The following is a 24,093-nucleotide window of genomic DNA, read 5'->3' as shown; positions in this document are numbered from 1 at the left end:
CTCGGACTGACGGCGACCAGCGGGCTTTTCTGCACGATGGCCACCGCCCGCCAGGGCCTTAGAACCCTTCCAGGACGATCTTGCCCTTGGCCGTGCCGCTCTCCAGCAAGGCATGGGCGCGACGCAGGTTGGCCGCGTTGATCTGGCCGAAGTGCTCGCCCAGGGTGGTCTTCAGGGTGCCGGCGTCGATCAGCTCGGCGACCTTGTTGAGCAGTACATGCTGCTCTTGCATGTCGGCGGTTTCGAACAGCGAACGGGTGTACATGAACTCCCAATGCAGCGACAGGCTCTTGCGCTTGAGCTTGGTCACGTCGAGGCTTTTCGGGTCGTCGATCAAGGCCAGCTTGCCCTGGGGCGCCAGGGCTTCCACCAGCTCATCGAGGTGGGTGTCGGTCTGGGTCAGGCTGGCGACGTGGGTCACCTGATTGATGCCAATGCGCTTGAGCTCGGCGCTCAGGGGCTGGCTGTGATCCACCACCGCGTGGGCGCCCAGCTCGCGGACCCAGGCCTGGGTCTGTTCGCGGGAGGCACTGCCGATCACCTTGAGGCCGGTCAGTTGCCGGGCCAGTTGGGTGAGGATCGAACCGACCCCGCCAGCGGCGCCAACAATCAGCAGGCTCTGGCCCTGATCGTTGCGCTCCTGGCTGATTTGCAGGCGTTCGAACAACAGCTCCCAGGCGGTGATCGCGGTCAGCGGCAAGGCCGCGGCTGCGGCAAAGTCCAGGCTCTTGGGCATATGGCCGACGATCCGTTCATCCACGGTGTGCAGCTCGCTGTTGCCCCCGGCCCGGGCGATGGAGCCGGCGTAGAACACCCGGTCGCCAACCTTGAACAGGCTGACCTCGCTGCCCACGGCCTTGACCACCCCGGCCACGTCCCAGCCCAGCACCTTGGCGGCGCCGCCTTCGGGCTGGACGTTCTGGCGGACCTTGGTGTCCACCGGGTTGACCGAGATGGCCTTGACCTCCACCAGCAGGTCGCGGGGGCCGGCGACCGGTTCGGGCAGTTCGATGTCCTGCAGGGACTTGGGGTCGTCGATCGGCAGGGATGCGTAGTAGGCGATGGCTTTCATGGTGAATTCCTGTTGAGTGCAGAGTGAGGGTCAGACGATCAGTTGCAGGCGCTTGAGTTCGAAGTGCTCGATCGCCTCGCGGGTCTGGGCGATGAAGTTCTGAAAGTGCGCCGTGTTGTTGTGAAACTCCAGGGCGGCTTCATCGTCCCAGCGTTCCAGTACGTAGAAGGTGCCCGGCTGCGCGGCGTCTTCATGCAGTTGGTAGTACTGGCAGCCGGCTTCGGCGCGGCTGGGCGGGACCAGGGCGCTGAGTTCGCGCTTGAGGACGGCTTGCTGCTGGGGCTTGGCGATCAGGGTCGCAATCGCGGTAAAGGCTTGGGACATGGGATTCTCCTCTGGTGCTGGGCGATGGAGCGGATGATTGGCTATTTCTCCTGAAGATAAAACCCGCTAAAAGAGCAGTCTCTTTCAATATTTTTTTGATAGTCCGGACATACACCCATGCTGCGATTCGATGACCTGCAATTGTTCGTCCGGGCCGCGGACCTGGGCAGCCTGTCGGCTGCGGCCCGGGTCATGGACCTGTCGCCGGCGGTGGCCAGCGCCGCCCTCAAGCGCATCGAAGAACACTTGGGCGCGCGTCTGCTGGCCCGTTCCACCCGCAGCCTGCGCCTGACCGCCGAGGGCGAGGGCTTTCTGGAATACGCCCGCGCGGCCTTGAGCAATCTGGATGAAGGGCGGCGGCTGTTGGCCAGCGGGCAGGATCAGGTCAGTGGCGTGTTGCAGCTGTCCGCACCTTCTGACTTCGGCCGCAACCTGCTGCTGCCCTGGCTCGACGAATTCCAGCGCGAGCACCCCAGGCTCAGCGTGCGCCTGCTGCTGGGGGACCGCATCGCCGACCTGTTCCGCCAGCCGGTGGACATCGCCCTGCGCTACGGCGAGCCGGAGGATTCCAGCCTGGTGGCCTTGCCGATCGCCCCGGACAATCGCCGGGTGCTGTGCGCCGCTCCCAGCTACCTGGCCCGGCACGGCGAGCCGCGCCAGCTGGAGCAACTGGCCCAGCACAACTGCCTGCTGTACATGCTCGACAGCCGGGCCCATGACCTCTGGAGTTTTCATGACGGCAAGCGCGAGGTGAGCCTGACCGTCAGCGGCAACCGCTTGAGCGACGATGCCGATGTGGTGCGGCGCTGGGCCGTGGCCGGCGAGGGGATTGCCTACAAGTCCTGGCTGGACGTGGCCGGCGATGTGCTTGCCGGTCGCCTGCAGATCCTGCTGCCGGAGCTGCGCTGCGAAGGCGCCTCGCTGAACCTTTTGTGCACCCATCGCGCGCACTTGAGCAAACCGGTCAAGCTGCTGCGGGACATGCTCCAGGAGCGCTGCGCCCAGATCAGCGCACGCCGCCCGTAGGCGCCGGCTTGCCGGCGAACCCCCCGCGTCGCTGGCGGACGCGAACAGGTCGCCCTCGGCAATCAGTCCCGGCCTCGATCCCGCACACTCGAGCGGTCCAGCATTCAACCGGGGGGAACGGGCATGGCCATACAGGGATACAGCGCCGCCGAGCGCTTGGAACGCTTGCCCATCAGCGGTTATCACCGAGTGATTTTCATCATCATCGCCCTGGCGTTTTTCTTCGACTCCATGGACCTGGCGATGATGACCTTCCTCCTCGGCTCGATCAAAACCGAGTTCGGCCTGAGCTCGGCCCAGGCCGGTCTATTGGCCAGCTCCAGCTTCTTCGGCATGGTGCTCGGCGCCTCGCTGTCGGGTCTGCTCGCCGACCGCTTCGGGCGCAAGCCGGTGTTCCAATGGAGCATCGTGCTCTGGGACCTGGCCAGCTACCTGTGTTCCACCGCCCAGAGCGTGGACAGCCTGACCCTGTTCCGGGTGCTGTTGGGGATTGGCATGGGCATGGAGTTTCCCATCGCCCAATCGATGCTTTCGGAGATGATTCCGGCGCAGCGCCGCGGACGCTACATCGCCTTGATGGACGGTTTCTGGCCCCTGGGTTTCGTGGCCTCCGGGGTGCTGTCGTACTTTCTGTTGCCGCTGATCGGCTGGCGCGAGATCTTCCTGGTGCTGGCGATTCCGGCGGTGTTCGTGCTGGTGATCCGCTTCTTCATTCCCGAGTCGCCGCGCTGGTTGGAGCAGGCCGGGCGGCATGCCGATGCGGACCGCGTACTGTGCGACATCGAGAACAAGGTACGGGCTTCCCTGGGCACGGCGCAGTTGCCGGAGCCGGTGCGCCTGCCACGCATCGACAGTGCGCCGGGGCACTTTTTTTCCGCGCTGAAACAGATCTGGTCGCCCCTGTACCGGCAACGCACGATGATGATCTGGAGCCTGTGGTTCTTCGCCTTGCTGGGGTTCTACGGGCTGACGTCCTGGCTCAGCGCCTTGCTGCAGACATCCGGTTTTGCCGTGACCCAGTCGGTGTACTACACGGTGCTGATTTCCCTGGGCGGGATTCCCGGCTTTCTCATGGCCGCCTGGCTGGTGGAGCGCTGGGGGCGCAAGCCGGTGTGCATCGTGACCTTGCTCGGTGGTGGGGTGATGGCGTTCTTCTACGGACAGAGCGCGGTGTTTGGCGGCAACGTCAGCCTGTTGATCGGCACCGGGCTGCTTATGCAGTTCTTCCTGTTCGGCATGTGGGCGGTGCTCTACACCTATACGCCCGAGCTGTACCCGACGTCGGCCCGGGCTACGGGGTCGGGCTTTGCTTCGGCCGTTGGCCGGATCGGTTCGTTGCTGGGGCCCTTGGTGACCGGGCTGGTGTTTCCCATCACTGGGCAGGGTGGGGTGTTTGCCTTGGGGGCGGCGTGTTTTGTGATTGCGGCGGGAGTGGTCTGGCTGTTCGGGATGGAAACCCGGGGCAAGACGCTGGAGGCGTTGAGCGAGGCGGGACTTTGAGGTTCGCCGGCAAGCCGGCTCCTACCGGTTGGTGTAGGAGCCGGCTTGCCGGCGAAAGGCGTTACGGCTTGACCAGCCGCGCATCCAGGCTGTTCTGCGCCAGGCGCCGGGCCTGGTCCTGGGTCATCCCCAGATCGGTGTACAGGGCGTGGAAGTTCTCGGTGACGTAGCCGCCGAAGTACGCCGGGTCATCGGAGTTGACCGTGACCTTCACCCCGCGCTCAAGCATTTGCAGGATGTTGTGCTGGGACATGTGGTCGAACACGCAGAGCTTGGTGTTGGACAGCGGGCACACGGTCAGCGGGATCTGCTCGTCGATGATGCGCTGCATCAGTCGCTCGTCCTCGAAAGCGCGCACGCCGTGGTCGATGCGCTGGATCTTCAACAGGTCCAGGGCTTCCCAGATGTACTCCGGCGGGCCTTCCTCGCCGGCGTGGGCCACGGTGAGGAAGCCTTCGCTGCGCGCGCGGTCGAAGACCCGCTGGAACTTGCTCGGCGGGTGGCCCATTTCCGAGCTGTCCAGGCCCACGGCAACGAACGCATCGCGAAACGGCAGTGCCTGGTCGAGGGTCTTCTGTGCTTCTTCTTCGCTCAGGTGACGCAGGAAGCTGAGGATCAGTCCGCTAGTGATGCCCAGTTGCTGCTCGCCGTCTTTCAGCGCGGCGGCGATGCCGTTGAGCACCACTTCGAACGGGATGCCGCGGTCGGTGTGGGTCTGCGGATCGAAGAACGGCTCGGTGTGGATCACGTTCTGCTCTTTGCAGCGCAGCAGGTAGGCCCAGGTCAGGTCGTAGAAATCCTGGGAGGTGCGCAGCACGTCGGCGCCCTGGTAGTACAGGTCGAGGAACTCTTGCAGGTTGTTGAAGGCGTAGGCCTTGCGCAGGGTTTCGACGTCGCTCCAGGGCAGGGCGATCTTGTTGCGTTCGGCCAGGGCGAACAGCAGTTCCGGTTCCAGGGAACCTTCCAGGTGCAGGTGCAACTCGGCCTTGGGCAAGGCGTTCAGCCAGTCATACATGGTGTGGTCTCATCAGGTGCAGGCGGGCGCTGCGAGAGTGATGCGCTGCCGGGGCCGTGCCCTTCTCGGGGGAACGGGCCGCGGTTGCGGCTATCGCCAGGTTTTCACCGGGCCCGAAAAAGCCGCCATTCTACATCTGGCGGCGCCATTGTTCGGCAAAACCTGACCGAATGGGCGATCAGGCCTGCTCCAGCTCGCGGCGATAGGCGTAGGTATCGGCGAAGCGCGACAGCAGGAATTCGGCGCAGGTGGTCACCGGGTACTTGGCCGGGTGTTCCGCGTCCTGGCAGCCGGGCAGGCATTCGATGCGGGTGTCCGGGTGCGGTTCGGCGAAGAACGGCATCGAGTAGCGGTCCACCCCCTGTGGGCTGATGACCCGGTGCGGCGTCGACAGGTAACGGTCGTTGCTCCAGCGCGCCATCATGTCGCCGAGGTTGACCACGAAAGTGCCGTCGATGGGCGGCGCGTCGATCCACTGGCCCTGGACGTTGCGCACCTGCAGGCCACCGGCCGCGTCCTGGTAGAGCAGGGTGATGCAGCCATAGTCGGTATGGGCGCCGGCGCCTTGCTGCTCTTCGCTGCTGGCGGTGTGGCGTGGCGGGTAGTGGATCAGCCGCAGCACGCTGACCGGGTCCTGGAAGCGGCGGTCGAAGAAGTCGCGCTCGATGCCCAGGGCCAGGGTCATGGCCCGCAGCAGGGTCTGGGCCAGGGCCTGCATGTCCTGGTAGTGCTGCTCCATCAGGGCCTGCCAGCCGGGCAGGTGCGGGTGGCGGTTGGGGCCGCGCAGGGGCTTGTTCGCCAGCACCTCGGGATGCTCGGCGGGCAGGTGCAGGCCCATGTCGAAGGTTTCCTTGAGGTCGCTGGGCTTGCTCGGGTCCAGCTGCTCGGTGGCGATGGCGCCATAGCCGCGATGGTGGCGGCTCTGGGTGATGTCGATCTTGAGTTTCTCGGCGCTGGGCAGGGCGAAGAAGTGCCTGGCCATGGCCAGCAATTGTTCGATGCGTTGTGCGCTGATTGGGTGGCCCTTGATGTAGAAGAAGCCCCACTCGCGGCAGGCGCGGTCGATCTGATTGGCGACACGCTCCCAGCCTGGCTGGGCATCCTGATACAGCGGGCTGATATCGATGATCGGCAGTTGATTCATGAAATAGACTCCCATCCGGTTGGCGGTCCGTCGTCGCTGCCGGATGGTCCGGCAGCGACGACCAGCTTATTTCGGGAGGTCCGCCCGCAGGCCTTCGACGTAGTAGTTCATCGAGGCCAGTTCGGCGTTGCTGGCGCTGACTCCCGCGGCGATTTTTTCAACCCCGGCCTGGTCCTTGATCGGGCCGGTAAACGGGTGGAACTCGCCGCTCTTGATGCGGGCGATGATCTGCTCGGCTTCGGCTTTCACCGAGGCCGGCAGCAGGTCGCTGAGGGGCAGCTCAACCGTACCCTCTTTCAGGCCGCCCCAGTAGTCCTGGGATGTCCAGCTGTGGTCCAGCACCCCTTGGGTGGCCTGGATGTAGTGCGGGGCCCAGTTGTTGACGATGGACGTCAGCACCGCCTTGGGGCCGAAGTGGGCCATGTCCGAGGCGTAGCCCACCGCGTATACGCCACGGCGTTCGGCAGCCTGGATCGGCGCCGGGCTGTCGGTGTGCTGGAAGATCACGTCGGCGCCCTGGTCGATCAGGGCGTTGGCGGCGTCGGCTTCCTTGCCCGGGTCGAACCAGGAGTTGACCCACACCACTTTGATCTCGGTGCCCGGGTTGTACTTGTTCAGGGCCAGCTGGATGGCGTTGATGTCGCGGATCACCTCCGGGATCGGGAACGAGGCGACGTAGCCGATCTTCTTGCTCTTGGTCATCTTCGCCGCGAGGAAGCCGCCGACGTAACGGCCTTCATAGGTGCGTGCCAGGTAGGTGCCGAGGTTCTTGTCCTGTTTGTAGCCGGTGGCGTGTTCGAAGGTCACCTTGGGGAACTGCTTGGCGACTTTCAGGGTGGGGTTCATGTAGCCGAAGGAGGTGGTGAAGATCAGGTCGTAGTTGTCCTTGGCCATGTTGCGGATCACTCGCTCGGCATCGGCGCCTTCGGCCACGTTCTCGATGTAGTTGGTCTTGATCTGCGCGCCGAATTTCTCCGCCAGGGCCTTGCGTCCCTGCTCATGCTGATAGGTCCAGCCGTGGTCGCCGATGGGGCCGATGTAGACGAAGCCGACCTTCAGCGGATCGGCGGCACTGGCGGTGAGGCTGGCGCTCAGGCCGACGGCGGCGGCCAGGGCGCAGAGCAGCTTGTGCAACGGGCGTGTATGCATGAATTGAAGCTCCATCTTGTTGTGAGGGGGGGCTGGGTCGGCAAGCGCAGGAGGGCAATGCAAATAGCTGACCAAGAGGACAACAAAGATGGCGGTTGCGCCGGCGAGGCAGTTTCGACGGGGGCTTTGGCGCGCGTTTTTCGCTGGCAAGCCAGCGCCGACAGGCACGGGTGTAGGAGCCGGCTTGCCGGCGAAGGACTGTGCAAGATCCATCCCGGTGCGCAGCGCCTGAGGCTGGTGCACTAACATGTAACGAAACGTTAGTGACCTGAAGCGGTCTTTCACTCATCTCCTGTACTCGTTTTTATTCCCGTCAAAGGACTGCAATGTTCACTTCCCTCAAGCAAGAACAGTCTCTGCTGCTTGCGCTGCTGGCGGCCGTGGCCGCCTATCCCCTGGAACACCTGTTGCTCAATAGCGGCCAAGGCATCGCCCTGATGGCCGGGTTGCTGCTGATCGGCTTTATCGTCATCGCTTCGATGCGCGTGGCCCATCACGCCGAACTGCTGGCGGAAAAGGTTGGCGACCCCTACGGCACCATGATCCTGACCCTGGCCGCGGTGCTGGTGGAGGTGGTGATCCTGGCCATCATGATGAGCAACGAAGCCTCGCCGACCCTGGTGCGCGACACCATCTATTCGGCGGTGATGCTGGACATCAACGGCATCCTCGGCCTGGCGGCCCTGATGGGTGGCATCAAGCACGGCGAGCAGCCCTACAACGACGATTCGGCGCGCACCTACAGCGTGATGATCCTCACCGCCATGGGCGTGTCGATGGTGGTGCCGGAGTTCATTCCCGAGGCCGACTGGAAGGTCTACTCGGCCTTTACCATCGGCGCGATGGTGGTGCTCTACACCCTGTTCCTGCGCATGCAGGTCGGGCCGCACAGTTACTTCTTCAGCTACAGCTACCCGGAAAAACGCCGTGGTAAAGAGGCCCAGGAACAACCCCACGCCGTCAATCTGGCCTGGAGCGTCGGCATCCTGGTGTTCGGCGTGGTGGTGATCGGCGCCCTGGCCGAGGTGATGTCCAAGACCCTGGACCTGGGCCTGGAAGGCACGGGCGCACCGCCGGTGATCACGGCGATCCTGGTGGCGGCGATTTCCGCCGCGCCGGAGATTCTCACCGCCCTGCGCGCGGCCCTGGCCAACCGCATGCAGTCGGTGGTCAACGTGGCCCTGGGCGCGTCCCTGTCGACGGTGATCCTCACGGTGCCGGTGATGGAAGCCATGGCCCTGTACACCGGCCAGCCGTTCCAGATGGCCATGACCCCGGTGCAGACGGTGATGGTGTTCATCACCCTGATCGTCAGTGCGATCAACCTCAATGACGGTGAAACCAACGCCATCGAGGGCATGACTCACTTCGTGCTGTTTGCGACCTTCATCATGCTGTCGCTGCTCGGTCTTTAAAGCGGCCGGGCTGACTGGATGGCGCAACGAAAGCTGACACCAGGGGCATTCCAGGCCGCGAGTGCGCCCCAACGCCAACGGCGCACGGTGCTGGCCGAAGGAGAAAAGGTCGGGTCGTTGGCAAACTTGTTGTTGGCACCCCGTTGCGCCCGATAAATGCCTGTTTCAGGTCCTTGCGGGTTCTCCACGGGAGATTCGCGGTAGTAGTGTTTGTCGTACCAGTCGTTGACCCATTCGCTGGCATTGCCGGTGAGGTTGTAGAGGCCCAGCGGATTAGGCACAAACCTGTCCACGGCGAAGGTTTCGTTGTCGTCAGGCGCCGGAAAGTTGCGGCCGTAGTCCAGATTGCCGTTGTCGGTGGCGAACATCACCGGCTGGCCACGGTTGCGCGCCGCATATTCCCATTGGGCCTCGGTCGGAAGATCCACGGCATAGCCGCTGAGGTCTGCCAGCCAGCCACAATAATCCTTGGCCTCTTGCCATTTTCGAGACGCCGGGGCGGGCAGGTTTTCCTGGTAGAGGTGTTTCATGTCTTCGCGTTTGCGCAGTGCCGCGTCGAATTGCGGCCTGCCTTGGGCCAGGAAGAACAGATCGAAATCGCCCAAGGTGGTTTGCAGCGAGGACAGGTAGTAGCTGCTCAATTTGACCGGGTGAACGAAGTCGTCATCGATGTCGAGACTGATCCGCTCCATGTTGGCCGGGTCCACGCCACAGGGCCATTGGCACAAGGCCTGTGGGTCGAAGCCCCGGGGCCAGCCGAAATCGCCCATCTGGAATTCGCCCCCTTCGATCAACACCATGTTGTCCATCGAGCGCACGACGGTGTTGAGCACCGCATCGTGGATTTGCGGGGACAGGTCCGGGTATCTGCGGCTGATGGTCGAAGCAATGTCGGCAACTTTTTCAGGTGAGAGCACTTTGCTGGCGGGGCCTACAACCTCCTGTTTCCCACAGCCCGAAATCAGTAGCGCGACGCAGAGCGCCAGTCCGTGCTTTTGTTTCACGTAATGTCCTTTTAACGGCTCGTTGGAGGGGGTGGGAAACTAACATGTTTCCTTGAGCCGATTGCGCTCAACGCGCAGGCGAGGGATGTGCTCCCTCGCCGTTGGAGTCAACGATCAGGTGCCGGCAATCAGTTGCCGGGCCGCCTGGCTGTGATCGGCGATCAGGTTTTTCAGGTCCAGCCCTTCGACCTGGCCATCAATCACCCGCCACTTGCCGCCGATCATGACCCGGTCCGCCCGATCCGCGCCGCACAACAGCAGCGCCGAAACCGGATCATGGCTGCCCGAGAAGCGCAGCTCATCGAGCTTGAACAACGCCAGGTCCGCCTGCTTGCCCACTGCCAGCTCGCCGATGTCGCTGCGCCCCAGCAGGCTCGCCGAACCCCGGGTGGCCCAGCCCAGCACCCGCTCCGGGGTGATCTTCTCGGCGCCGTAACGCAGGCGCTGAATGTACAGCGCCTGCCGCGCTTCGAGGATCATGTTCGACGCATCGTTGGACGCCGAACCGTCCACGCCCAACCCCAGGGGCGCGCCGGCGTCGGTCAGCTCGATGCTGGGGCAGATACCGGAGGCCAGGCGCATGTTCGAACTCGGGCAATGGCAGATGCCGGTACCGGCAGCCCCCAGGCGGGCGATTTCATCCGGGTTGAAGTGGATGCCATGGGCCAGCCAGGTACGCGGGCCGAGCCAGCCGACGCTGTCCAGGTAATCCACGGTGCGCAGGCCGAAACGCTGCAGGCAGAAGTCTTCTTCGTCGAGGGTTTCGGCGAGGTGAGTGTGCAGGCGCACATCGAGGGTGTTGGCCAGTTCGGCGCTGGCCGACATGATTTCCGGGGTCACCGAGAAGGGGGAGCAGGGCGCCAGGGCAATCTGGATCTGCGCGCCGTCGCCACGCTCGTGGTACTGGCGAATCAGGCGCTGACTGTCGTCGAGAATCACCTGGCCCTCTTGCACGGTCTGTTGCGGCGGCAGGCCGCCGTCCTTCTCCCCCAGGCTCATGGAGCCGCGGGTGAGCATGGCGCGCATGCCCAGTTCACGCACGCTCTCGACTTGCACGTCGATGGCGTTTTCCAGGCCGTCGGGGAACAGGTAGTGATGGTCTGCGGCGGTGGTGCAACCGGAGAGCAGCAGTTCGGCCAGCGCCACTTTGGTCGCCAGGGCGAGTTTTTCCGGGGTCAGCCTGGCCCAGACCGGATACAGGGTCTTGAGCCAGGGGAACAGCGGCTGGTTGACCACCGGCGCCCAGGCGCGGGTCAGGGTTTGGTAGAAGTGATGGTGGGTGTTGATCAGGCCCGGCAGCACGACGTGCTCGCGGGCATCGAAGACCTGCTGGCAGGGGCTTGCAGGCTGCTGGCCGAGGCCCAGGACTTCAACGATCAGACCGTCTTGCACCACCAGGCCGCCACGGGCGTCGAGGGCACTGCCGGTGAAGATGGCCAGGGGATTTTTTAACCAGGTACGGGTCGCAGGCATGGTGGCCGGCTCCTCTGAAAGTGGGTTCAGGTTAGCCAGCTCAGTGTTGCCCTGTCTGCTGATCCAGGGTCGCCGCAAGGGGCGAGGTGCGAAGTCTAGCGAAAGATCGGTCGGGGGACAAAACGTGCATGATGCCCCCCGTTCCAGAGCCTTGGCCGCGCTGTGCAAGCGCGGCCCGGGGTACTGGTTTTACCAGGGGATGGTTTCGCCCTTGTAGTTGACGAAGTGATGCCCGCCCTTGCCGGTGTAGGCGTTGACCTGGGCGATCAGCCCACGGGTGCTGGTTTGCACGTCGATGTCGGCGCCTTCGCCGCCCATGTCGGTCTTCACCCAGCCCGGGTGCAGCGAGAGCACGGTGAGTTTCTGTTGCAGCTGGCTGACGAAGCTGTTGGTCATGGAGTTCAGCGCCGCCTTGCTGGCCTTGTACAGCGCCAGCTCTGGAGCATCCGGCATGGTCACGCTGCCCAGCACCGAACTCATGAACGCCAGCACGCCGCTGTCCTGGCGGATCTGCCCGACAAAGCGCTGGGCCAGGTTGATCGGCGCCACGGCGTTGGTGAAGAACAGCTGGCCGACTTCGGCCAGGGTCGCGTGCCCCGGCAACTGGTTGTCCGGGCCCTTGACCCCGGCATTGACGAACAGCAAGTCGAACACCTGATCCTTGAGCTTGTGGCTGAGGGCGATCACGGCTTGCTGATCGTCCATGTCCAGCTGTTCGATCTGCACCTTGCCCAGGGCCTGCAGGGCCTCGGCCTTGTGCGGGTTGCGCACGGTGGCAGTGACCTGCCAGCCGTCTTCGAGCAGGCGCTGGACCAGGCCGAGGCCCAGGCCCCGGGAAGCGCCGATGATCAGAGCGGTTTTTGCCTTGGACATGAGGAGGCTCCTTGAGAAATGAGGATCACGGATTCAATGGACAGGCTTGGCCGAGCCGCAGTTGCCGCTTCTGGCGCAAGTGTCCCGGTTCGCTTGTACGGTCTTGATGCAGAGCCGCAATGGCAGCCTCTCGGGCGGTCAGTCGCGACAACCTTTGGCGCTGGGACGCGATCGGTCCGCGCCGCGGGCGGAAGCCGAGGGTGTCGCGGCTGACGGCGCCGGCTGCGGCCAGTTCTGCGATGCGCATGCATGGGGCTCGAAAGGGCTTGACCCTGGAGCATACTCCAGGCTTTAGCCTGCGCGCTCCTTGAATCGATGGAGCGACATCTATGTGGACGACCGAGCAGTATCGGACATTGGTCCGGGCCAGCGGCTGGTATGACTTGCTGGTGACCCTGGCCTTTGTCACCCCCTGGAGTTTCATGGCCCTGCACGGGCTGCTGCAGGACACGGCCCAGGCCTTGCACCTGGCGGGCAGCCTGCCGCCTTTCGAACCGACACACCTGTTGATGGCCAACCTGATGGGCTCGATTGTCTGTGTGTGGGCGGTGCTGCGGATTCGCGATCCGCAGCAGGCGTTTGGCCGTTATGACGCGGTGGGACGCATCCTTTTCGCCAGCTGGCAGGTGTACGCCCTGATGCACGGCGCCACGGCGTTGATCTGGGGGATCCTGTTGGTCGAACTGGCCTGGTGCGTGGCGCAGTTGCTGCCGGTCAAAGGCTGCGTTGGCAAGCCGGCTCCCGTGGGGCGTGCGTCGCTCATTTAATGCCCCGCCTGCCATGGCTGGCCCAGGGACACCGGTGCGTACAGGCGGGTGCGCACGGCGTCCCGGGACAGCAGCACCAGCACCAGGATGGTCGCGGCATAGGGCAGCATCGCCAGCAGGTTGGACGGTATCGCCAGCCCCAGGCCCTGGGCCACCAGATGCAGGATGCTGGCCAGGCCGAACAGGTAGGCGCCGAGCAACAGGCGCCACACGCGCCAGCTGGCGAACACCACTAGGGCCAGGGCGATCCAGCCGCGACCGGCGCTCATGTTCTCGGCCCACATCGGCGTGTAGGCCAGGGACAGGTAGGCCCCGGCCAGCCCGGCCATGGCGCCGCCGAACAGCACCGCGAGGGTGCGCACCCGCAGCACCGGCAGGCCCATGGCGCTGGCGGCGTCGGGGTTTTCGCCGACGGCCTGGATGATCAGGCCGATCCGGCTCTTGAGGATGACCCAGGCCACCAGGGCGAACAGGACGAAGGACAGGTACACCAGCGGGTCCTGGGCGAACAGCATGCGGCCGATCAGCGGGATGTCGCTGAGCCACGGCAGTGCCAGGGGCTCGAACCCGGCCAGGGGCTTGCCGACCCAGGCCGAGCCGACGAAGCTCGACAGGCCGACGCCGAAAATGCTCAGGGCCAGTCCGCTGGCCACCTGATTGGCGTTGAACACCAGGGCCACCAGGGCGAACAGCGCCGACAGCAGCATGCCCGCCGCCATCGCCAGCAGCACTCCGAGCCACAGCTGCCCGCTGTTGAGGGCGACGATAAACCCCACCACCGCGCCAAACAGCATCATGCCTTCCTGGCCGAGGTTGAGAACCCCGCTTTTTTCACAGATCAGCTCGCCCAGGGCCACCAACAGCAAGGGCGTGCCGCAGCGGACCATGGCGTAGAAGATATTGCTCAGCAGATCGATGTCCATCACAGGGCTCCGGCGGTTGCGCTGAGGGGCGTGTCGCGGCGTGCCCAGCGCAGGTTCAGGCGTGGCCGGTAGAGGATCAGTACGTCGCAGGCCAGGAGGAAGAACAGCATCATCCCCTGGAACAGCTGGGTGATGGCCTGGGGCAGGTTGAGGCTCATCTGCGCGCTTTCGCCACCGATGTACAGCAGCGCCATGAGCAGGCTGGAGAACAGGATGCCGATCGGGTTCAGGCGCCCGAGAAAGGCCACGGTGATCGCTGCATAGCCATAGCCGGGGGAGACTTGCGGCACCAGTTGGCCGATGGGGCCGCTGACTTCGCAGACTCCGGCCAGGCCCGCCAGGGCGCCGCTGATCAACAGCGCCAGCCAGATCAGGCGCTTCTGGCGAAAGCCGACGAAACCGGCGGCGCGCGGGTCCAGGCCCAGCACCTTGATCTGGAAGCCGACAAAGCTCTTCTGCAGCAACACCCAGACCGCCACCAGGGCCAGCAGGGCGAAATACACCCCGGCGTGAATCCGGCCGTCCTCCATCAACAGCGGCAGGCGGCTGAAGTCGCTGAACATCGCCGACTCGGGAAAGTTGAACCCGGCGGGGTCCTTCAAGGGACCGTGCACGCCATACAGCAACAGGTTCAGGGCGATGTAGTTGAGCATGATGCTGGTGAGGATTTCATTGGCGTTGAAGCGCGTGCGCAACCAGGCGGTGAGCCCGGCCCAGGCGGCCCCGGCCAGGGTCCCGGTGAGCAGGATCAGCACCAGCGCCCAGCGGCTTTGCAGCTCGATGAGGTTGACCGCCAGGGCACTGCCGGCCAGGGCCCCGAGCAGCAGTTGGCCTTCGGCGCCGATGTTCCAGATGCGGGCCCGGTAGGCCACCGCCAGGCCCAGGGCGCACAGCAGGATCGGCAGCGCCTTGACCAGCAGTTCACAGACGCCATACAGGTCGCTGACCGGAGCGATCAGCAAGGTGTGCAAGGTCAGTATCGGGTCCTGTCCCAGGGCCATGAACAGCAGGGCGCCGCAGCCCAGGGTCAGCACCGCGGCCAGCAGGGGCGAGCAGCCGAGCATCAGGCGCGATTGCCGTCCGCGGGGTTCGAGTGAAAGCAGCATGGGCGACTCCGTTACGCCGCAGAAGCGGGGGCTGAAGGGGACAGGGGGAAATCGCCGGCCATCCAGCCGCCGATTTCCACCAGGGAGGTGTCGGCGCAGTCCTTCAGCGCCGACAGGCGACCGCTGCACAGGGCGCCGATGCGATCGCTGATCTGCAGCAGTTCATCCAGGTCTTCGGAGATCACCAGGATCGCCGCGCCGGCGTCGCGCAGGGCTATCAGCGCCTGGTGAATGCTGGCCGCGGCGCCCACGTCCACGCCCCAGGTCGGGTGCGCGGCGATCAGCAGGCGTGGCTGCTGGAGGATTTCGCGCCCGAGGATGAATTTCTGCAGGTTGCCGCCGGACAGGCTGCGGGCCGGGCTTTGGGCGTCGCCGGTCTTGACCCCGAAGCGCTGGATGATGTTTTCGGCCAGGGCCCGGACCCGGGATCGTCGAATCAGGCCGTGGCGCACCAGTCCCTGCCCAAAGGCGCTGAGCAGGGCGTTGTCTTCCAGGCTCAGCTCCGGCACGGCGCCGTGCCCCAGGCGTTCGGCGGGGACAAAGGCCAGGCCCTTGCGGCGCCGCGCATCGGGGTACAGGTGGCCCACGGCCTGGCCGGCAAAGCAGATGCGTCGGGCCTCGTCGGCTGCCAGGCGCTGCTCGCCGCTGAGCAGGGCCAGCAGCTCGTCCTGGCCGTTGCCGGCGACCCCGGCGATGCCGACGATCTCGCCGCTGCGCAGGCTCAGGTCGATGGCCTTGAGGGAGCAGCCGAAGGGATCCGGGCTGTGCCAGCTCAGCTGGTCGATGCGCAGGAACTCATGGCTGCCCTGGGCTTTGGGGTGATCGCTGATCATCGCCGCGGCGTCGCCCACCATCAGCCGCGCCAGCTCCGGGTCCGAGCACTGCGCAGGAATGCAGTGCCCGGCCACTCGGCCCGCGCGTAGCACGGTGGCGCTGTGGCACAGGGCGCGCACCTCGGCGAGCTTGTGGCTGATGAACAGGATGCTGCAGCCTTCGTCGGCCAGCCGGCGCAGGGTCGTGAACAGATCGTCGACCTCCCGGGGCGTCAGGACCGAGGTCGGTTCGTCGAGGATCAGCAGCCGGATGTCCTGCATCAGGCAGCGCACGATCTCTACCCGCTGGCGCTCGCCGATGGACAGGCTGTGCACCAGGCGCTGGGGTTCCAGGGGCATGCCGTAGCGCTGGGAAACCTCGCGGATCCTGCCTTCCAGCTGGCTTGGCGTGCCCTCGCCACGGCCCAGGGCCAGGGCGATGTTCTGCGCCACGCTGAGGGTTTCGAACAACGAGAAATGCTGGAACACCATGCCGATGCCCAGGCTCCGGGCCTGGGCCGGATGAGCGATGGACTGACGGCGCCCTTGCCAGAGCAGGTCCCCGGAATCGGCCTGGATCACCCCGTAGATGATCTTCATCAAGGTGCTCTTGCCGGCGCCGTTTTCCCCCAGCAAGGCATGGATTTCCCCGGGAGCGATGCGCAGGTCGATGGCGTCGTTGGCCAGGCAGCCGGGGTAGCGTTTGCTGATCTGGCGCAGTTGCAGGCGCGGCGTGGGGTCAATGGGCAGGGCGGAATTGGGCATGGCTGGCTCGACGGCTTGGCGGTGTGCCTGTGGATAAAGCAATTTCCTGGCCAGGGGGTCAGAAAAACCTGGAGCCCGCTCTGGCATGCACCTTGAGCGATGAGCCAAGACCCGGGGCGAGCACCAGTTAGGGGCAAAGTGCTTGAAACGGCGCCTTTTTTGTCCGCTGGCGGGTGAGCGAAAAATGATCAGTTGCCTGCAGGCCCTGCGGCGTCAGGGGCTGGAGCAGCCTTGCACGGGTTATCCACAGCTTGCTCCACAGTAATTGTGTGCAAGCCTCCGGCTTGGGCATAAGCCCGGGGCGGTTGTTTCCGAACCGCGATAAACCGTCCTAAGCTGCTGTTTTCCAGTACAAAAAGCCTGGCTCTGGGGTTTTTGGACGAAAACTGAGCAATGCCCGCAAAGCCACGTTGCAGAAGGGTTACAGCGCTATGTGCTCAGGTTATCCACAGTCGGGTGCACAGCCGATGTGGGCAACTGCGCCCGGGGCGTCGAGGTTATGCACAAGGTGGCTGGGCCGGCTTGGTGCGTTCAGCGCTGCAAGAGGATGCGTCCGCGACTGAGGTCGGCCAGTTGCTGTTGCAGGGTGTCGATCAAGGCTTCACCCAGGGCCAGTTGCAGCTCCACGCCGTTGGCGGTAAAGGCTTCATCCAGCAGTAATCCGCCCAGTTCGGCGATGCGCAGCTTGACCAGGGCCAGCTCGCTGAAACTGCAGGCGCAGCGCAGTGGCACACGGTTGACCAGGGCAATGCGCTCGGCGCCCTGCAGGCATTTGTTGGCACCGCCGCCGTAGGCTCGGGCCAGGCCGCCGGTGCCCAACTGAATACCGCCGTACCAGCGGATCACCAGCACCGCGACCTGATCGCAGTCCTGGGCTTCGATGGCCGCGAGGATCGGTCTGCCGGCGGTGCCGCCGGGTTCGCCGTCGTCATTGCTGCGGTACTGGTCGCCGAGTTTCCACGCCCAGCAGTTATGCGAGGCGTTGAGGTCACTGTGCTGCTGGATGAAGGCTTGGGCCTCGGCCGCGCTGCTGATGGGCGCGGCGAAGGTGATGAAGCGGCTTTTGCGAATCTCCTCGCGGTATTCGCAAAGGCCGGCCAGGGTAAAGGGCATGGGCGTCAGTCTTTCTGGGCGGGAGTCAGGCCACAGCCTTTGAGAATGATGCGGATCAGGTTGTTGCCGGCCGCTTCGAAGTCCTGCTTGGTCAGGCGGCTGCGGCCGGTGACGCGGCAGATCTGGGTGGCGAAGTCGGCGTAGTGCTGGGTGCTGCCCCAGAGCAGGAAGATCAGGTGCACCGGATCGACCGGGTCCATCTTGCCGGCGTCGATCCAGGCCTGGAACACTGCGGCGCGGCCCTGGAACCAGGCGCGGTAGTCCTGGCTGAAGTACTCGCTGAGGCATTCGCCGCCGCTGATGATTTCCATGGCGAAGATCCGCGAGGCCTGGGGCTGGCGACGGGAAAACTCCATCTTGGCGCGAATGTAGCGGGTCAGGGCCTCGGCCGGGTCGTCCTCGGCGGTGAGTGTGTTGAAGGTGCTGTCCCAGAGTTCGAGGATGTTGCTCAGCACCGCGATGTACAGCCCCAGCTTGTTGGTGAAGTAGTAGTGCAGGTTGGCTTTGGGCAGCCCGGCGTTCTGCGCAATGGTGTTCATGCTGGTGCCTTTGAAGCCGTGACGGGCGAACTCGTCCTCGGCGGCCTGGATGATGGCCTCTTCATTCTTCTGCCGAATGCGGCTGGCGGGTTTGCCTGGGTGAGGAGCGCTGTGGGCGGGGACTTCAAAGGTCATGGAGGTTTCCGAGCAAGTCTGTGGGTGCAACCTGTGCGTTGATAGCGCACCCACGTGGATCAGACAAGCCTTGGTGCGACAAAAGCTTCAGCGGGCGTTCAGGCCGGGTTTTTCCGGCGCCGGATTTATGTCGTTCGGCAGGCTTTTGCCCTCCGGCAGCAGCAGACACATGAGCAGTGCGGTGAGGCCGCCGCTGGTGATCGCCGAGTCGAACAGGGTCTGCACCACCTGGGGCAGCAGGTGCAGCAGGTTCGGTTGTGCGGCGATGCCCAGGCCGACGCCGAAGGAGGTGGCGATGATCAGCATGCTGCGCCGGTCCAGGGGCGCCTGGGCGAGAATGCGTACCCCGGCGGCGGCGACGCTGCCGAACATCACCAGGGTGGCGCCACCGAGTACCGGCTTGGGGATCTGTTGCAGCAACGCGCCGATCAGCGGGAACAGCCCCAGGCAGAACAGGATCAGGCCGATGTACAGACCGACGAAGCGGCTGGCCACGCCGGTCAGCTGAATCACGCCGTTGTTCTGGGCGAAGGTGGTGTTGGGAAAGGCACTGAAGGTGGCGGCGATCAGGCAACTGACGCCGTCCCCCAGGACGCCGCCCTTGAGCCGGTTGATGTAGGCGGGGCCGCTGATGGGCTGGCGCGCCAGCATGCAGTTGGCGGTGAGGTCGCCGACGGTTTCCAGGGTGCTGATCAGGTAGATCAGGGCGACGGGGACAAAGGCGCTCCAGTCGAAACTGAAGCCGTACTTGAAGGGTTGCGGCAGGCTGATCAACGGCAGATCGGGCAGGGGCTGGGGCACCAGCTTGCCGCTGAACCAGGCCGCCAGGCTGCCCAGGGCCAGGCCGATGATGATGGCGCTGAGGCGAATCCACGGGGTCTCGCTGCGGTTGAGCACAATGATGGTCAGCAGCACCAGCAGGCCCAGGCCGAGATTGCCTGGGGCGCCGAAGTCCGGGGCATTGAAGCCGCCTCCCAGATCGGTGATGCCGACCTTGATCAGGCTGATGCCGATCAGGGTGATGACGATGCCGGTGACCAGCGGGGTGATGACCCTGCGCAGTTGCCCGATAAAGCGGCTGAGGACGATCTGTACCAGGGCGCCGAAGAAGCACACACCAAAGATCATCGCCAGGATGTCTTCCGGGCTGCCGCCTCTGTGCTTGACCAGGAAACCCGCCGCCAGCACTGCACCCAGGAAGGCGAAACTGGTGCCTTGCAGGCAGATCATTCCGGCGCCGATGCCCCACGGGCGGCGCGCCTGGATAAAGGTGCCGACCCCGGACACCATCAGCGCCATGCTGATCAGGTAGGGCAGGTGGGTCGACAGGCCCAGGGCCGAGCCTATGACCAGTGGCGGGGTAATGATGCCGACAAAGCTGGCCAGTACATGCTGCAGGGCGGCCAGCAGCGCGGCGAGGGCGCGCGGGCGATCGTTGAGGCCGTAGATCAGTTCAGTGGGGCGGGAGGGGGTGGACGACATGGCATGCAACTCGGGCTGAGGATTCTGGATGCCCAGGCCTGTGCAAAAAGCTGTCCAAGTGATTAGTTTATTGTCGGAAATATCGCCCCGGGCCTTTGACTGCGCGGCTTTGCCGGGGGCTGGCGGATACTCAGCGGGTTGCCGCCAGGCTCTCCAGAAAGCTCTCCAGCACCAAGTGGGGGCGTCGTCCCTTGCGTGTGACCGAAGACAGGCTCAGGTCATAGAAGCGCGACTTGGGCTTGAGGGCGCGCAAGCGGCCCTGTTGGACCCAGAGAGCGGCGTAGTGGTCGGGCAGGTAGCCGATGTAGCGTCCGGTGAGGATCAGGAAGGCCATGCCTTCGCGATCGGATGCACTGGCGGTGCAGTTCAGCGCCTGGTAATGGGCCTGGATCTCCGCTGGCAGGCGGAAGGTCGGGGCAATGGCGTCCTGGTCGTTGAGACGCCGATCGTCCAGTTGCCTGTCGTCGACATAGAACAGTGGGTGGCCCACCGCGCAGTACAGCAATGAGCGTTCGTCATACAGCGGCTGGTACTCCAGCCCGGACAGGGCGCTGGCCTGGGGCACGACGCCGACGTGCAGGCGGCCGTCGAGGACCCCTTGCTCGACTTCGCTGGGGGCAATCATGCGGATCTGGATCTGCACATCCGGCCCGCGTTCCTTCAGTTGCGCCAGGGCGTGGGTGATGCGCATGTGGGGCAGGGTGACCAGGTTGTCGGTGAGGCCGATGATCAACTCGCCCCGCAGATGGTGGTGCAGGCCGTTGACCTCGGTGCGAAAGCTTTCCAGGGCGCTGAGCAGTTGCAGGGTCGATTGATAGACCTCGCGACCTTCTTCGGTCAGGGAAAAGCCGGCGCGTCCGCGTTGGCACAGGCGCAGGCCGACGCGTTGCTCAAGGTCGCTCATCTGCTGGCTGATGGCCGAGCGGCCGATGCCGAGCACGGTTTCTGCGGCCGAGAAGCCGCCGCACTCCACCACGCTGCGAAAGATCCGCAGCAGGCGGATATCAAAGTCGCTGACTTGTGCCAGCGGATCGGTTCGACGGTTGCTCATTGTTTAGTGGAGGCCGGACTGAAGGTTATTAAAGTTGAATTTCACCGACTTTATAGCCGTGGCAACTTAGTCGCAACAACGCTTTTGTTCCTATGCCGCTTCATTGCCTTGCGAGGTTTTGCTCATGAACATGCCGGAAACCGCTCCTCAGTCCCTGGCCAGTCAGCTCAAGCTTGATGCTCACTGGATGCCCTACACCGCCAACCGCAACTTCCAGCGTGACCCGCGGCTGATCGTCGGCGCCGAAGGCAGCTGGCTGGTGGATGACAAGGGACGCAAGGTCTATGACTCGCTGTCCGGTCTGTGGACCTGCGGCGCCGGTCACTCGCGCAAGGAGATTCAGGAAGCGGTATCCAAGCAGCTGGGCACCCTGGATTATTCGCCAGGCTTCCAGTTCGGCCATCCGCTGTCGTTCAAGCTGGCGGAGAAGATCACTGACCTGACCCCGGGCAACCTGAACCATGTGTTCTTCACCGATTCCGGCTCCGAGTGCGCCGATACCGCGGTGAAGATGGTGCGTGCCTACTGGCGCCTGAAAGGCCAGTCGACCAAGACCAAGATGATTGGCCGTGCCCGTGGCTACCACGGGGTGAACATCGCCGGCACCAGCCTGGGCGGCGTCAACGGCAACCGTAAGTTGTTCGGTCAGGCGATGATGGATGTCGACCATTTGCCGCACACCCTGTTGGCCAGTAACGCGTTTTCCCGGGGTATGCCAGAGCAGGGCGGCATTGCCCTGGCCGATGAGCTGCTGAAACTGATCGAGTTGCACGACGCTTCCAACATTGCAGCGGTCTTCGTCGAGCCTATGGCCGGTTCCGCTGGGGTACTGGTGCCTCCGCAGGGCTACCTCAAGCGTCTGCGGGAAATCTGCGACCAGCACAATATCCTGCTGGTGTTCGACGAAGTGATCACCGGCTTTGGCCGCACCGGTTCGATGTTTGGTGCCGACAGCTTCGGCGTGACCCCGGACCTGATGTGCGTGGCCAAGCAAGTCACCAACGGCGCCATTCCCATGGGCGCGGTGATTGCCAGCTCCGAGATCTATCAGACCTTCATGAACCAGGCGACTCCCGAGTACGCAGTGGAGTTCCCTCACGGCTACACCTACTCGGCGCACCCGGTGGCCTGTGCGGCGGGCCTGGCGGCACTGGATCTTTTGCAGAAGGAAAACCTGGTGCAGAGCGTGGCTGAAGTCGCTCCGCATTTCGAGAATGCGCTGCACGGCATCAAGGGCGCGAAGAACGTGATCGATATCCGTAACTACGGTCTGGCCGGCGCGATCCAGATCGCGGCCCGTGACGGCGATGCGATCGTGCGTCCGTTCGAGGCCGGCATGGCCCTGTGGAAAGCCGGTTTCTACGTGCGCTTCGGCGGCGACACCCTGCAGTTCGGCCCAACCTTCAACAGCAAGCCGCAAGACCTTGATCGTCTGTTCGATGCGGTCGGCGAAGTGCTGAACAAGCTCGACTGATTCGATCCTTCTTATATAGAAGCAGGCATGAAGCGTTTCGTGCCTGCGCCTTCCCCCCTTTCAGGAGTCCCCGCATGAGTCTGATTCAACACCTGATCCACGGCGAACTGGTCAGCGACAACGGCCGTAGCAGTGACGTGTTCAACCCGTCCACCGGCAAGGCGATTCATAAAGTGCCGTTGGCCAGTCGTGAAACCATCCAGCAAGCCATCGACTCGGCCAAATCCGCATTCCCGGCCTGGCGCAATACGCCACCGGCCAAGCGTGCCCAGGTGATGTTCCGCTTCAAGCAACTGCTGGAGCAGAACGAGGCACGCATTGCCCAGCTGATCAGTGAGGAACACGGCAAGACGCTGGAGGACGCGGCGGGTGAATTGAAGCGCGGTATCGAGAACGTCGAATATGCCTGTGCTGCGCCGGAAGTCCTTAAAGGCGAGTACAGCCGTAACGTGGGGCCGAACATCGATGCCTGGTCCGATTTCCAGCCACTGGGCGTGGTGGCTGGTATCACGCCGTTCAACTTCCCGGCCATGGTTCCGCTGTGGATGTACCCGCTGGCGATCGTTTGCGGTAACTGTTTCATCCTCAAACCGTCCGAGCGCGATCCAAGCTCCACCCTGTTGATCGCCGAGCTGCTGCATGAAGCCGGTCTGCCCAAGGGCGTGCTGAACGTGGTGCATGGTGACAAGGCGGCGGTGGATGCGCTGATCGAGGCGCCGGAAGTCAAGGCGCTGAGTTTTGTAGGGTCGACGCCGATTGCCGAATACATCTATGCCGAAGGCACCAAGCGCGGCAAGCGCGTCCAGGCACTGGGCGGGGCGAAGAACCACGCGGTACTGATGCCCGATGCCGATCTGGATAACGCCGTCAGTGCTCTGATGGGCGCAGCCTATGGTTCCTGCGGTGAGCGTTGCATGGCGATTTCGGTGGCCGTGTGTGTAGGGGATCAAGTGGCCGATGCCCTGGTTGCCAAGCTGGTGCCTCAGATCAAGGCGCTGAAGATTGGTGCCGGCACTTCCTGTGGTCTGGACATGGGGCCGCTAGTTACCGCGCAGGCGCGTGACAAGGTCAGTGGCTATGTAGAGGAAGGCGTTGCCGCGGGCGCGCAACTGGTGGTGGACGGTCGTGGCCTGAGCGTGGCCGGTCACGAAGACGGTTTCTTCCTCGGTGGCTGCCTGTTCGACCGTGTCACTCCAGAGATGCGCATCTATAAGGAAGAGATCTTTGGGCCGGTGCTGTGCATCGTCCGAGTTAACAGCCTGGAAGAAGCCATGCAACTGATCAACGATCACGAGTACGGCAACGGCACTTGCATCTTTACTCGTGACGGTGAAGCGGCGCGTCTGTTCTGCGACGAGATCGAAGTGGGCATGGTGGGCGTCAACGTACCGCTGCCGGTGCCGGTGGCTTATCACAGCTTCGGTGGTTGGAAGCGCTCGCTGTTTGGTGACCTGCATGCTTATGGTCCTGATGGCGTGCGTTTCTACACGCGCCGCAAGGCCATCACTCAGCGTTGGCCGCAACGTGCCAGCCATGAAGCGTCGCAGTTCGCCTTCCCTAGTTTGTAAGTAGTGAGGCAACAAAGGCCGGCCCTGATGGGCCGGCCTTTGCTTTTATGGGCTTTGCGACCGATATGACAGATTTATGAAAATAGATGTTGACGGCAGATTCTACAGGTCTATAATTCGCCCCACTTCCGGCGCAGTCGAAACGGAAAACTCCTTGAGATTCAACGAGTTACGCGGTTTTCGACAGCGGTTACGCTTCAGTTCATCGAAGCCAGAAGCAGTTGGCAAGGCAGTGTTTTTCGCCTTGTTAACGATTCGATCCTCTCGGTCGAAAGCGGTTGAAAAGAGGTGTTGACAGCAGCGTGTAACGCTGTAGAATTCGCCTCCCGCTAACGAGAGATCGAAAGCGCAAGTGGTTGAAGT

21 protein-coding genes and 1 pseudogene are annotated in these 24,093 nt (G+C 63.9%); 6 read left to right on the top strand and 16 right to left on the bottom strand.

The features are described 5' to 3' along the window. Positions 1–58: 58 nt before the first annotated feature. Both DNK59_RS13785 and DNK59_RS13780 read right to left on the bottom strand, forming a co-directional pair. A complete protein-coding gene (locus DNK59_RS13785) occupies positions 59–1,072 on the bottom strand; it encodes a zinc-binding alcohol dehydrogenase family protein (RefSeq protein WP_110723539.1) in 1,014 nt (337 codons plus the stop codon). Positions 1,073–1,102: 30 nt separating this feature from the next. Beyond that, entirely contained in the window at positions 1,103–1,396 is a 294-nt protein-coding gene (locus tag DNK59_RS13780) for a putative quinol monooxygenase (protein WP_110723538.1), read from the bottom strand. Positions 1,397–1,513: 117 nt separating this feature from the next. On the opposite strand from DNK59_RS13780, the gene DNK59_RS13775 reads away from it, so the two are divergent. Both DNK59_RS13775 and DNK59_RS13770 read left to right on the top strand, forming a co-directional pair. Continuing rightward, positions 1,514–2,422, top strand: coding sequence for a LysR family transcriptional regulator (locus DNK59_RS13775; protein WP_110723537.1), 909 nt, complete (start codon positions 1,514–1,516; stop codon positions 2,420–2,422). 123 nt (positions 2,423–2,545) lie between these two features. Beyond that, entirely contained in the window at positions 2,546–3,922 is a 1,377-nt protein-coding gene (locus tag DNK59_RS13770; RefSeq protein ID WP_110723536.1) for an MFS transporter, read from the top strand. Positions 3,923–3,983: 61 nt separating this feature from the next. Here DNK59_RS13770 and DNK59_RS13765 read toward each other — a convergent pair whose 3' ends face one another. The 3 genes from DNK59_RS13765 to DNK59_RS13755 all read right to left on the bottom strand — a co-directional run bounded on the left by DNK59_RS13765 (position 3,984) and on the right by DNK59_RS13755 (position 7,230). Further along, positions 3,984–4,937, bottom strand: coding sequence for an adenosine deaminase (locus DNK59_RS13765; RefSeq protein ID WP_016966700.1), 954 nt, complete (start codon positions 4,935–4,937; stop codon positions 3,984–3,986). A 178-nt stretch (positions 4,938–5,115) separates the two neighbouring features. Continuing rightward, entirely contained in the window at positions 5,116–6,081 is a 966-nt protein-coding gene (locus DNK59_RS13760) for a 2-oxoglutarate and iron-dependent oxygenase domain-containing protein (RefSeq protein WP_110723665.1), read from the bottom strand. Between the two features lie 66 nt (positions 6,082–6,147). Continuing rightward, positions 6,148–7,230, bottom strand: a complete 1,083-nt coding sequence (locus DNK59_RS13755) for a BMP family ABC transporter substrate-binding protein (RefSeq protein WP_110723535.1) — start codon at positions 7,228–7,230, stop codon at positions 6,148–6,150. A gap of 326 nt (positions 7,231–7,556) precedes the next feature. On the opposite strand from DNK59_RS13755, the gene DNK59_RS13745 reads away from it, so the two are divergent. After that, positions 7,557–8,645, top strand: a complete 1,089-nt coding sequence (locus DNK59_RS13745) for a calcium:proton antiporter (RefSeq protein ID WP_110723533.1) — start codon at positions 7,557–7,559, stop codon at positions 8,643–8,645. Here the strand turns inward: DNK59_RS13745 and DNK59_RS13740 are convergent. The 3 genes from DNK59_RS13740 to DNK59_RS13730 form a co-directional block, all read right to left on the bottom strand. Further along, complete coding sequence (locus tag DNK59_RS13740) at positions 8,642–9,562, bottom strand: SUMF1/EgtB/PvdO family nonheme iron enzyme (RefSeq protein ID WP_110723532.1); 921 nt, start codon at positions 9,560–9,562, stop codon at positions 8,642–8,644. The genes DNK59_RS13745 and DNK59_RS13740 overlap by 4 nt on opposite strands. A gap of 201 nt (positions 9,563–9,763) precedes the next feature. Further along, complete coding sequence (locus DNK59_RS13735; RefSeq protein WP_110723531.1) at positions 9,764–11,122, bottom strand: 8-oxoguanine deaminase; 1,359 nt, start codon at positions 11,120–11,122, stop codon at positions 9,764–9,766. Positions 11,123–11,311: 189 nt separating this feature from the next. Beyond that, positions 11,312–11,995: an SDR family oxidoreductase gene (locus DNK59_RS13730; RefSeq protein WP_092319332.1), complete on the bottom strand. Its 684-nt coding sequence runs from the start codon at positions 11,993–11,995 to the stop codon at positions 11,312–11,314. A gap of 329 nt (positions 11,996–12,324) precedes the next feature. Between DNK59_RS13730 and DNK59_RS13720 the strand changes: the two genes are divergently transcribed. Then, positions 12,325–12,762 carry a hypothetical protein gene (locus tag DNK59_RS13720; RefSeq protein ID WP_110723529.1) on the top strand — a complete coding sequence of 146 codons (438 nt, stop codon included), beginning with the start codon at positions 12,325–12,327 and terminating at the stop codon, positions 12,760–12,762. On the opposite strand, the gene DNK59_RS13715 is transcribed toward DNK59_RS13720, so the two are convergent. From DNK59_RS13715 to DNK59_RS13685, 7 genes are all read right to left on the bottom strand, one after another. After that, complete coding sequence (locus DNK59_RS13715) at positions 12,759–13,685, bottom strand: ABC transporter permease (RefSeq protein ID WP_110723528.1); 927 nt, start codon at positions 13,683–13,685, stop codon at positions 12,759–12,761. The genes DNK59_RS13720 and DNK59_RS13715 overlap by 4 nt on opposite strands. Then, positions 13,685–14,791 carry an ABC transporter permease gene (locus DNK59_RS13710; protein WP_110723527.1) on the bottom strand — a complete coding sequence of 369 codons (1,107 nt, stop codon included), beginning with the start codon at positions 14,789–14,791 and terminating at the stop codon, positions 13,685–13,687. Before DNK59_RS13710 ends, DNK59_RS13715 begins: the two co-directional genes overlap by 1 nt. Before the next feature lie 11 nt (positions 14,792–14,802). Beyond that, on the bottom strand, positions 14,803–16,368 hold the full coding sequence (locus DNK59_RS13705; RefSeq protein ID WP_110723526.1) for an ABC transporter ATP-binding protein: 1,566 nt from the start codon (positions 16,366–16,368) through the stop codon (positions 14,803–14,805). A gap of 531 nt (positions 16,369–16,899) precedes the next feature. Beyond that, positions 16,900–17,481, bottom strand: a complete 582-nt coding sequence (locus tag DNK59_RS13700) for a YigZ family protein (protein ID WP_110723525.1) — start codon at positions 17,479–17,481, stop codon at positions 16,900–16,902. Positions 17,482–17,486: 5 nt separating this feature from the next. Further along, complete coding sequence (locus tag DNK59_RS13695; RefSeq protein ID WP_092319344.1) at positions 17,487–18,155, bottom strand: TetR/AcrR family transcriptional regulator; 669 nt, start codon at positions 18,153–18,155, stop codon at positions 17,487–17,489. An 87-nt stretch (positions 18,156–18,242) separates the two neighbouring features. Continuing rightward, positions 18,243–19,637, bottom strand: a complete 1,395-nt coding sequence (locus DNK59_RS13690; RefSeq protein ID WP_110723524.1) for a nucleobase:cation symporter-2 family protein — start codon at positions 19,635–19,637, stop codon at positions 18,243–18,245. 130 nt (positions 19,638–19,767) lie between these two features. Beyond that, positions 19,768–20,688 (bottom strand): LysR family transcriptional regulator, encoded by a 921-nt coding sequence (locus DNK59_RS13685; RefSeq protein ID WP_092319348.1) that lies wholly within the window; start codon positions 20,686–20,688, stop codon positions 19,768–19,770. A 124-nt stretch (positions 20,689–20,812) separates the two neighbouring features. Here DNK59_RS13685 and DNK59_RS13680 point away from each other — a divergent pair, with 124 nt between their 5' ends. Further along, a complete protein-coding gene (locus DNK59_RS13680; RefSeq protein WP_110723523.1) occupies positions 20,813–22,162 on the top strand; it encodes an aspartate aminotransferase family protein in 1,350 nt (449 codons plus the stop codon). Between the two features lie 74 nt (positions 22,163–22,236). Next, a complete protein-coding gene (locus tag DNK59_RS13675; RefSeq protein WP_110723522.1) occupies positions 22,237–23,730 on the top strand; it encodes a CoA-acylating methylmalonate-semialdehyde dehydrogenase in 1,494 nt (497 codons plus the stop codon). A 102-nt stretch (positions 23,731–23,832) separates the two neighbouring features. Here the strand turns inward: DNK59_RS13675 and DNK59_RS31990 are convergent. After that, a pseudogene (locus tag DNK59_RS31990) lies at positions 23,833–24,093 on the bottom strand (hypothetical protein); the annotation flags it as partial.

It is taken from the genome of Pseudomonas sp. TKO26, from assembly GCF_003225665.1.
GTDB classification, from domain to species: Bacteria; Pseudomonadota; Gammaproteobacteria; order Pseudomonadales; family Pseudomonadaceae; genus Aquipseudomonas; species Aquipseudomonas saponiphila.
This window is presented reverse-complemented; position numbering and strand designations above follow the sequence as displayed.

Excerpts from the sequence above, each read along its gene's own strand:
- DNK59_RS13775 (WP_110723537.1), top strand. The coding sequence starts at position 1,514 with ATGCTGCGATTCGATGACCTGCAATTGTTCGTCCGGGCCGCGGACCTG.
- DNK59_RS13680 (WP_110723523.1), top strand. The coding sequence starts at position 20,813 with ATGAACATGCCGGAAACCGCTCCTCAGTCCCTGGCCAGTCAGCTCAAG.
- DNK59_RS13770 (WP_110723536.1), top strand. The coding sequence starts at position 2,546 with ATGGCCATACAGGGATACAGCGCCGCCGAGCGCTTGGAACGCTTGCCC.
- DNK59_RS13780 (WP_110723538.1), bottom strand. The coding sequence starts at position 1,396 with ATGTCCCAAGCCTTTACCGCGATTGCGACCCTGATCGCCAAGCCCCAG.
- DNK59_RS13730 (WP_092319332.1), bottom strand. The coding sequence starts at position 11,995 with ATGTCCAAGGCAAAAACCGCTCTGATCATCGGCGCTTCCCGGGGCCTG.
- DNK59_RS13765 (WP_016966700.1), bottom strand. The coding sequence starts at position 4,937 with ATGTATGACTGGCTGAACGCCTTGCCCAAGGCCGAGTTGCACCTGCAC.
- DNK59_RS13785 (WP_110723539.1), bottom strand. The coding sequence starts at position 1,072 with ATGAAAGCCATCGCCTACTACGCATCCCTGCCGATCGACGACCCCAAG.
- DNK59_RS13745 (WP_110723533.1), top strand. The coding sequence starts at position 7,557 with ATGTTCACTTCCCTCAAGCAAGAACAGTCTCTGCTGCTTGCGCTGCTG.
- DNK59_RS13710 (WP_110723527.1), bottom strand. The coding sequence starts at position 14,791 with ATGCTGCTTTCACTCGAACCCCGCGGACGGCAATCGCGCCTGATGCTC.
- DNK59_RS13695 (WP_092319344.1), bottom strand. The coding sequence starts at position 18,155 with ATGACCTTTGAAGTCCCCGCCCACAGCGCTCCTCACCCAGGCAAACCC.
- DNK59_RS13760 (WP_110723665.1), bottom strand. The coding sequence starts at position 6,081 with ATGAATCAACTGCCGATCATCGATATCAGCCCGCTGTATCAGGATGCC.
- DNK59_RS13675 (WP_110723522.1), top strand. The coding sequence starts at position 22,237 with ATGAGTCTGATTCAACACCTGATCCACGGCGAACTGGTCAGCGACAAC.
- DNK59_RS13720 (WP_110723529.1), top strand. The coding sequence starts at position 12,325 with ATGTGGACGACCGAGCAGTATCGGACATTGGTCCGGGCCAGCGGCTGG.
- DNK59_RS13690 (WP_110723524.1), bottom strand. The coding sequence starts at position 19,637 with ATGTCGTCCACCCCCTCCCGCCCCACTGAACTGATCTACGGCCTCAAC.
- DNK59_RS13685 (WP_092319348.1), bottom strand. The coding sequence starts at position 20,688 with ATGAGCAACCGTCGAACCGATCCGCTGGCACAAGTCAGCGACTTTGAT.
- DNK59_RS13735 (WP_110723531.1), bottom strand. The coding sequence starts at position 11,122 with ATGCCTGCGACCCGTACCTGGTTAAAAAATCCCCTGGCCATCTTCACC.
- DNK59_RS13755 (WP_110723535.1), bottom strand. The coding sequence starts at position 7,230 with ATGCATACACGCCCGTTGCACAAGCTGCTCTGCGCCCTGGCCGCCGCC.
- DNK59_RS13705 (WP_110723526.1), bottom strand. The coding sequence starts at position 16,368 with ATGCCCAATTCCGCCCTGCCCATTGACCCCACGCCGCGCCTGCAACTG.
- DNK59_RS13715 (WP_110723528.1), bottom strand. The coding sequence starts at position 13,685 with ATGGACATCGATCTGCTGAGCAATATCTTCTACGCCATGGTCCGCTGC.
- DNK59_RS13700 (WP_110723525.1), bottom strand. The coding sequence starts at position 17,481 with ATGCCCTTTACCCTGGCCGGCCTTTGCGAATACCGCGAGGAGATTCGC.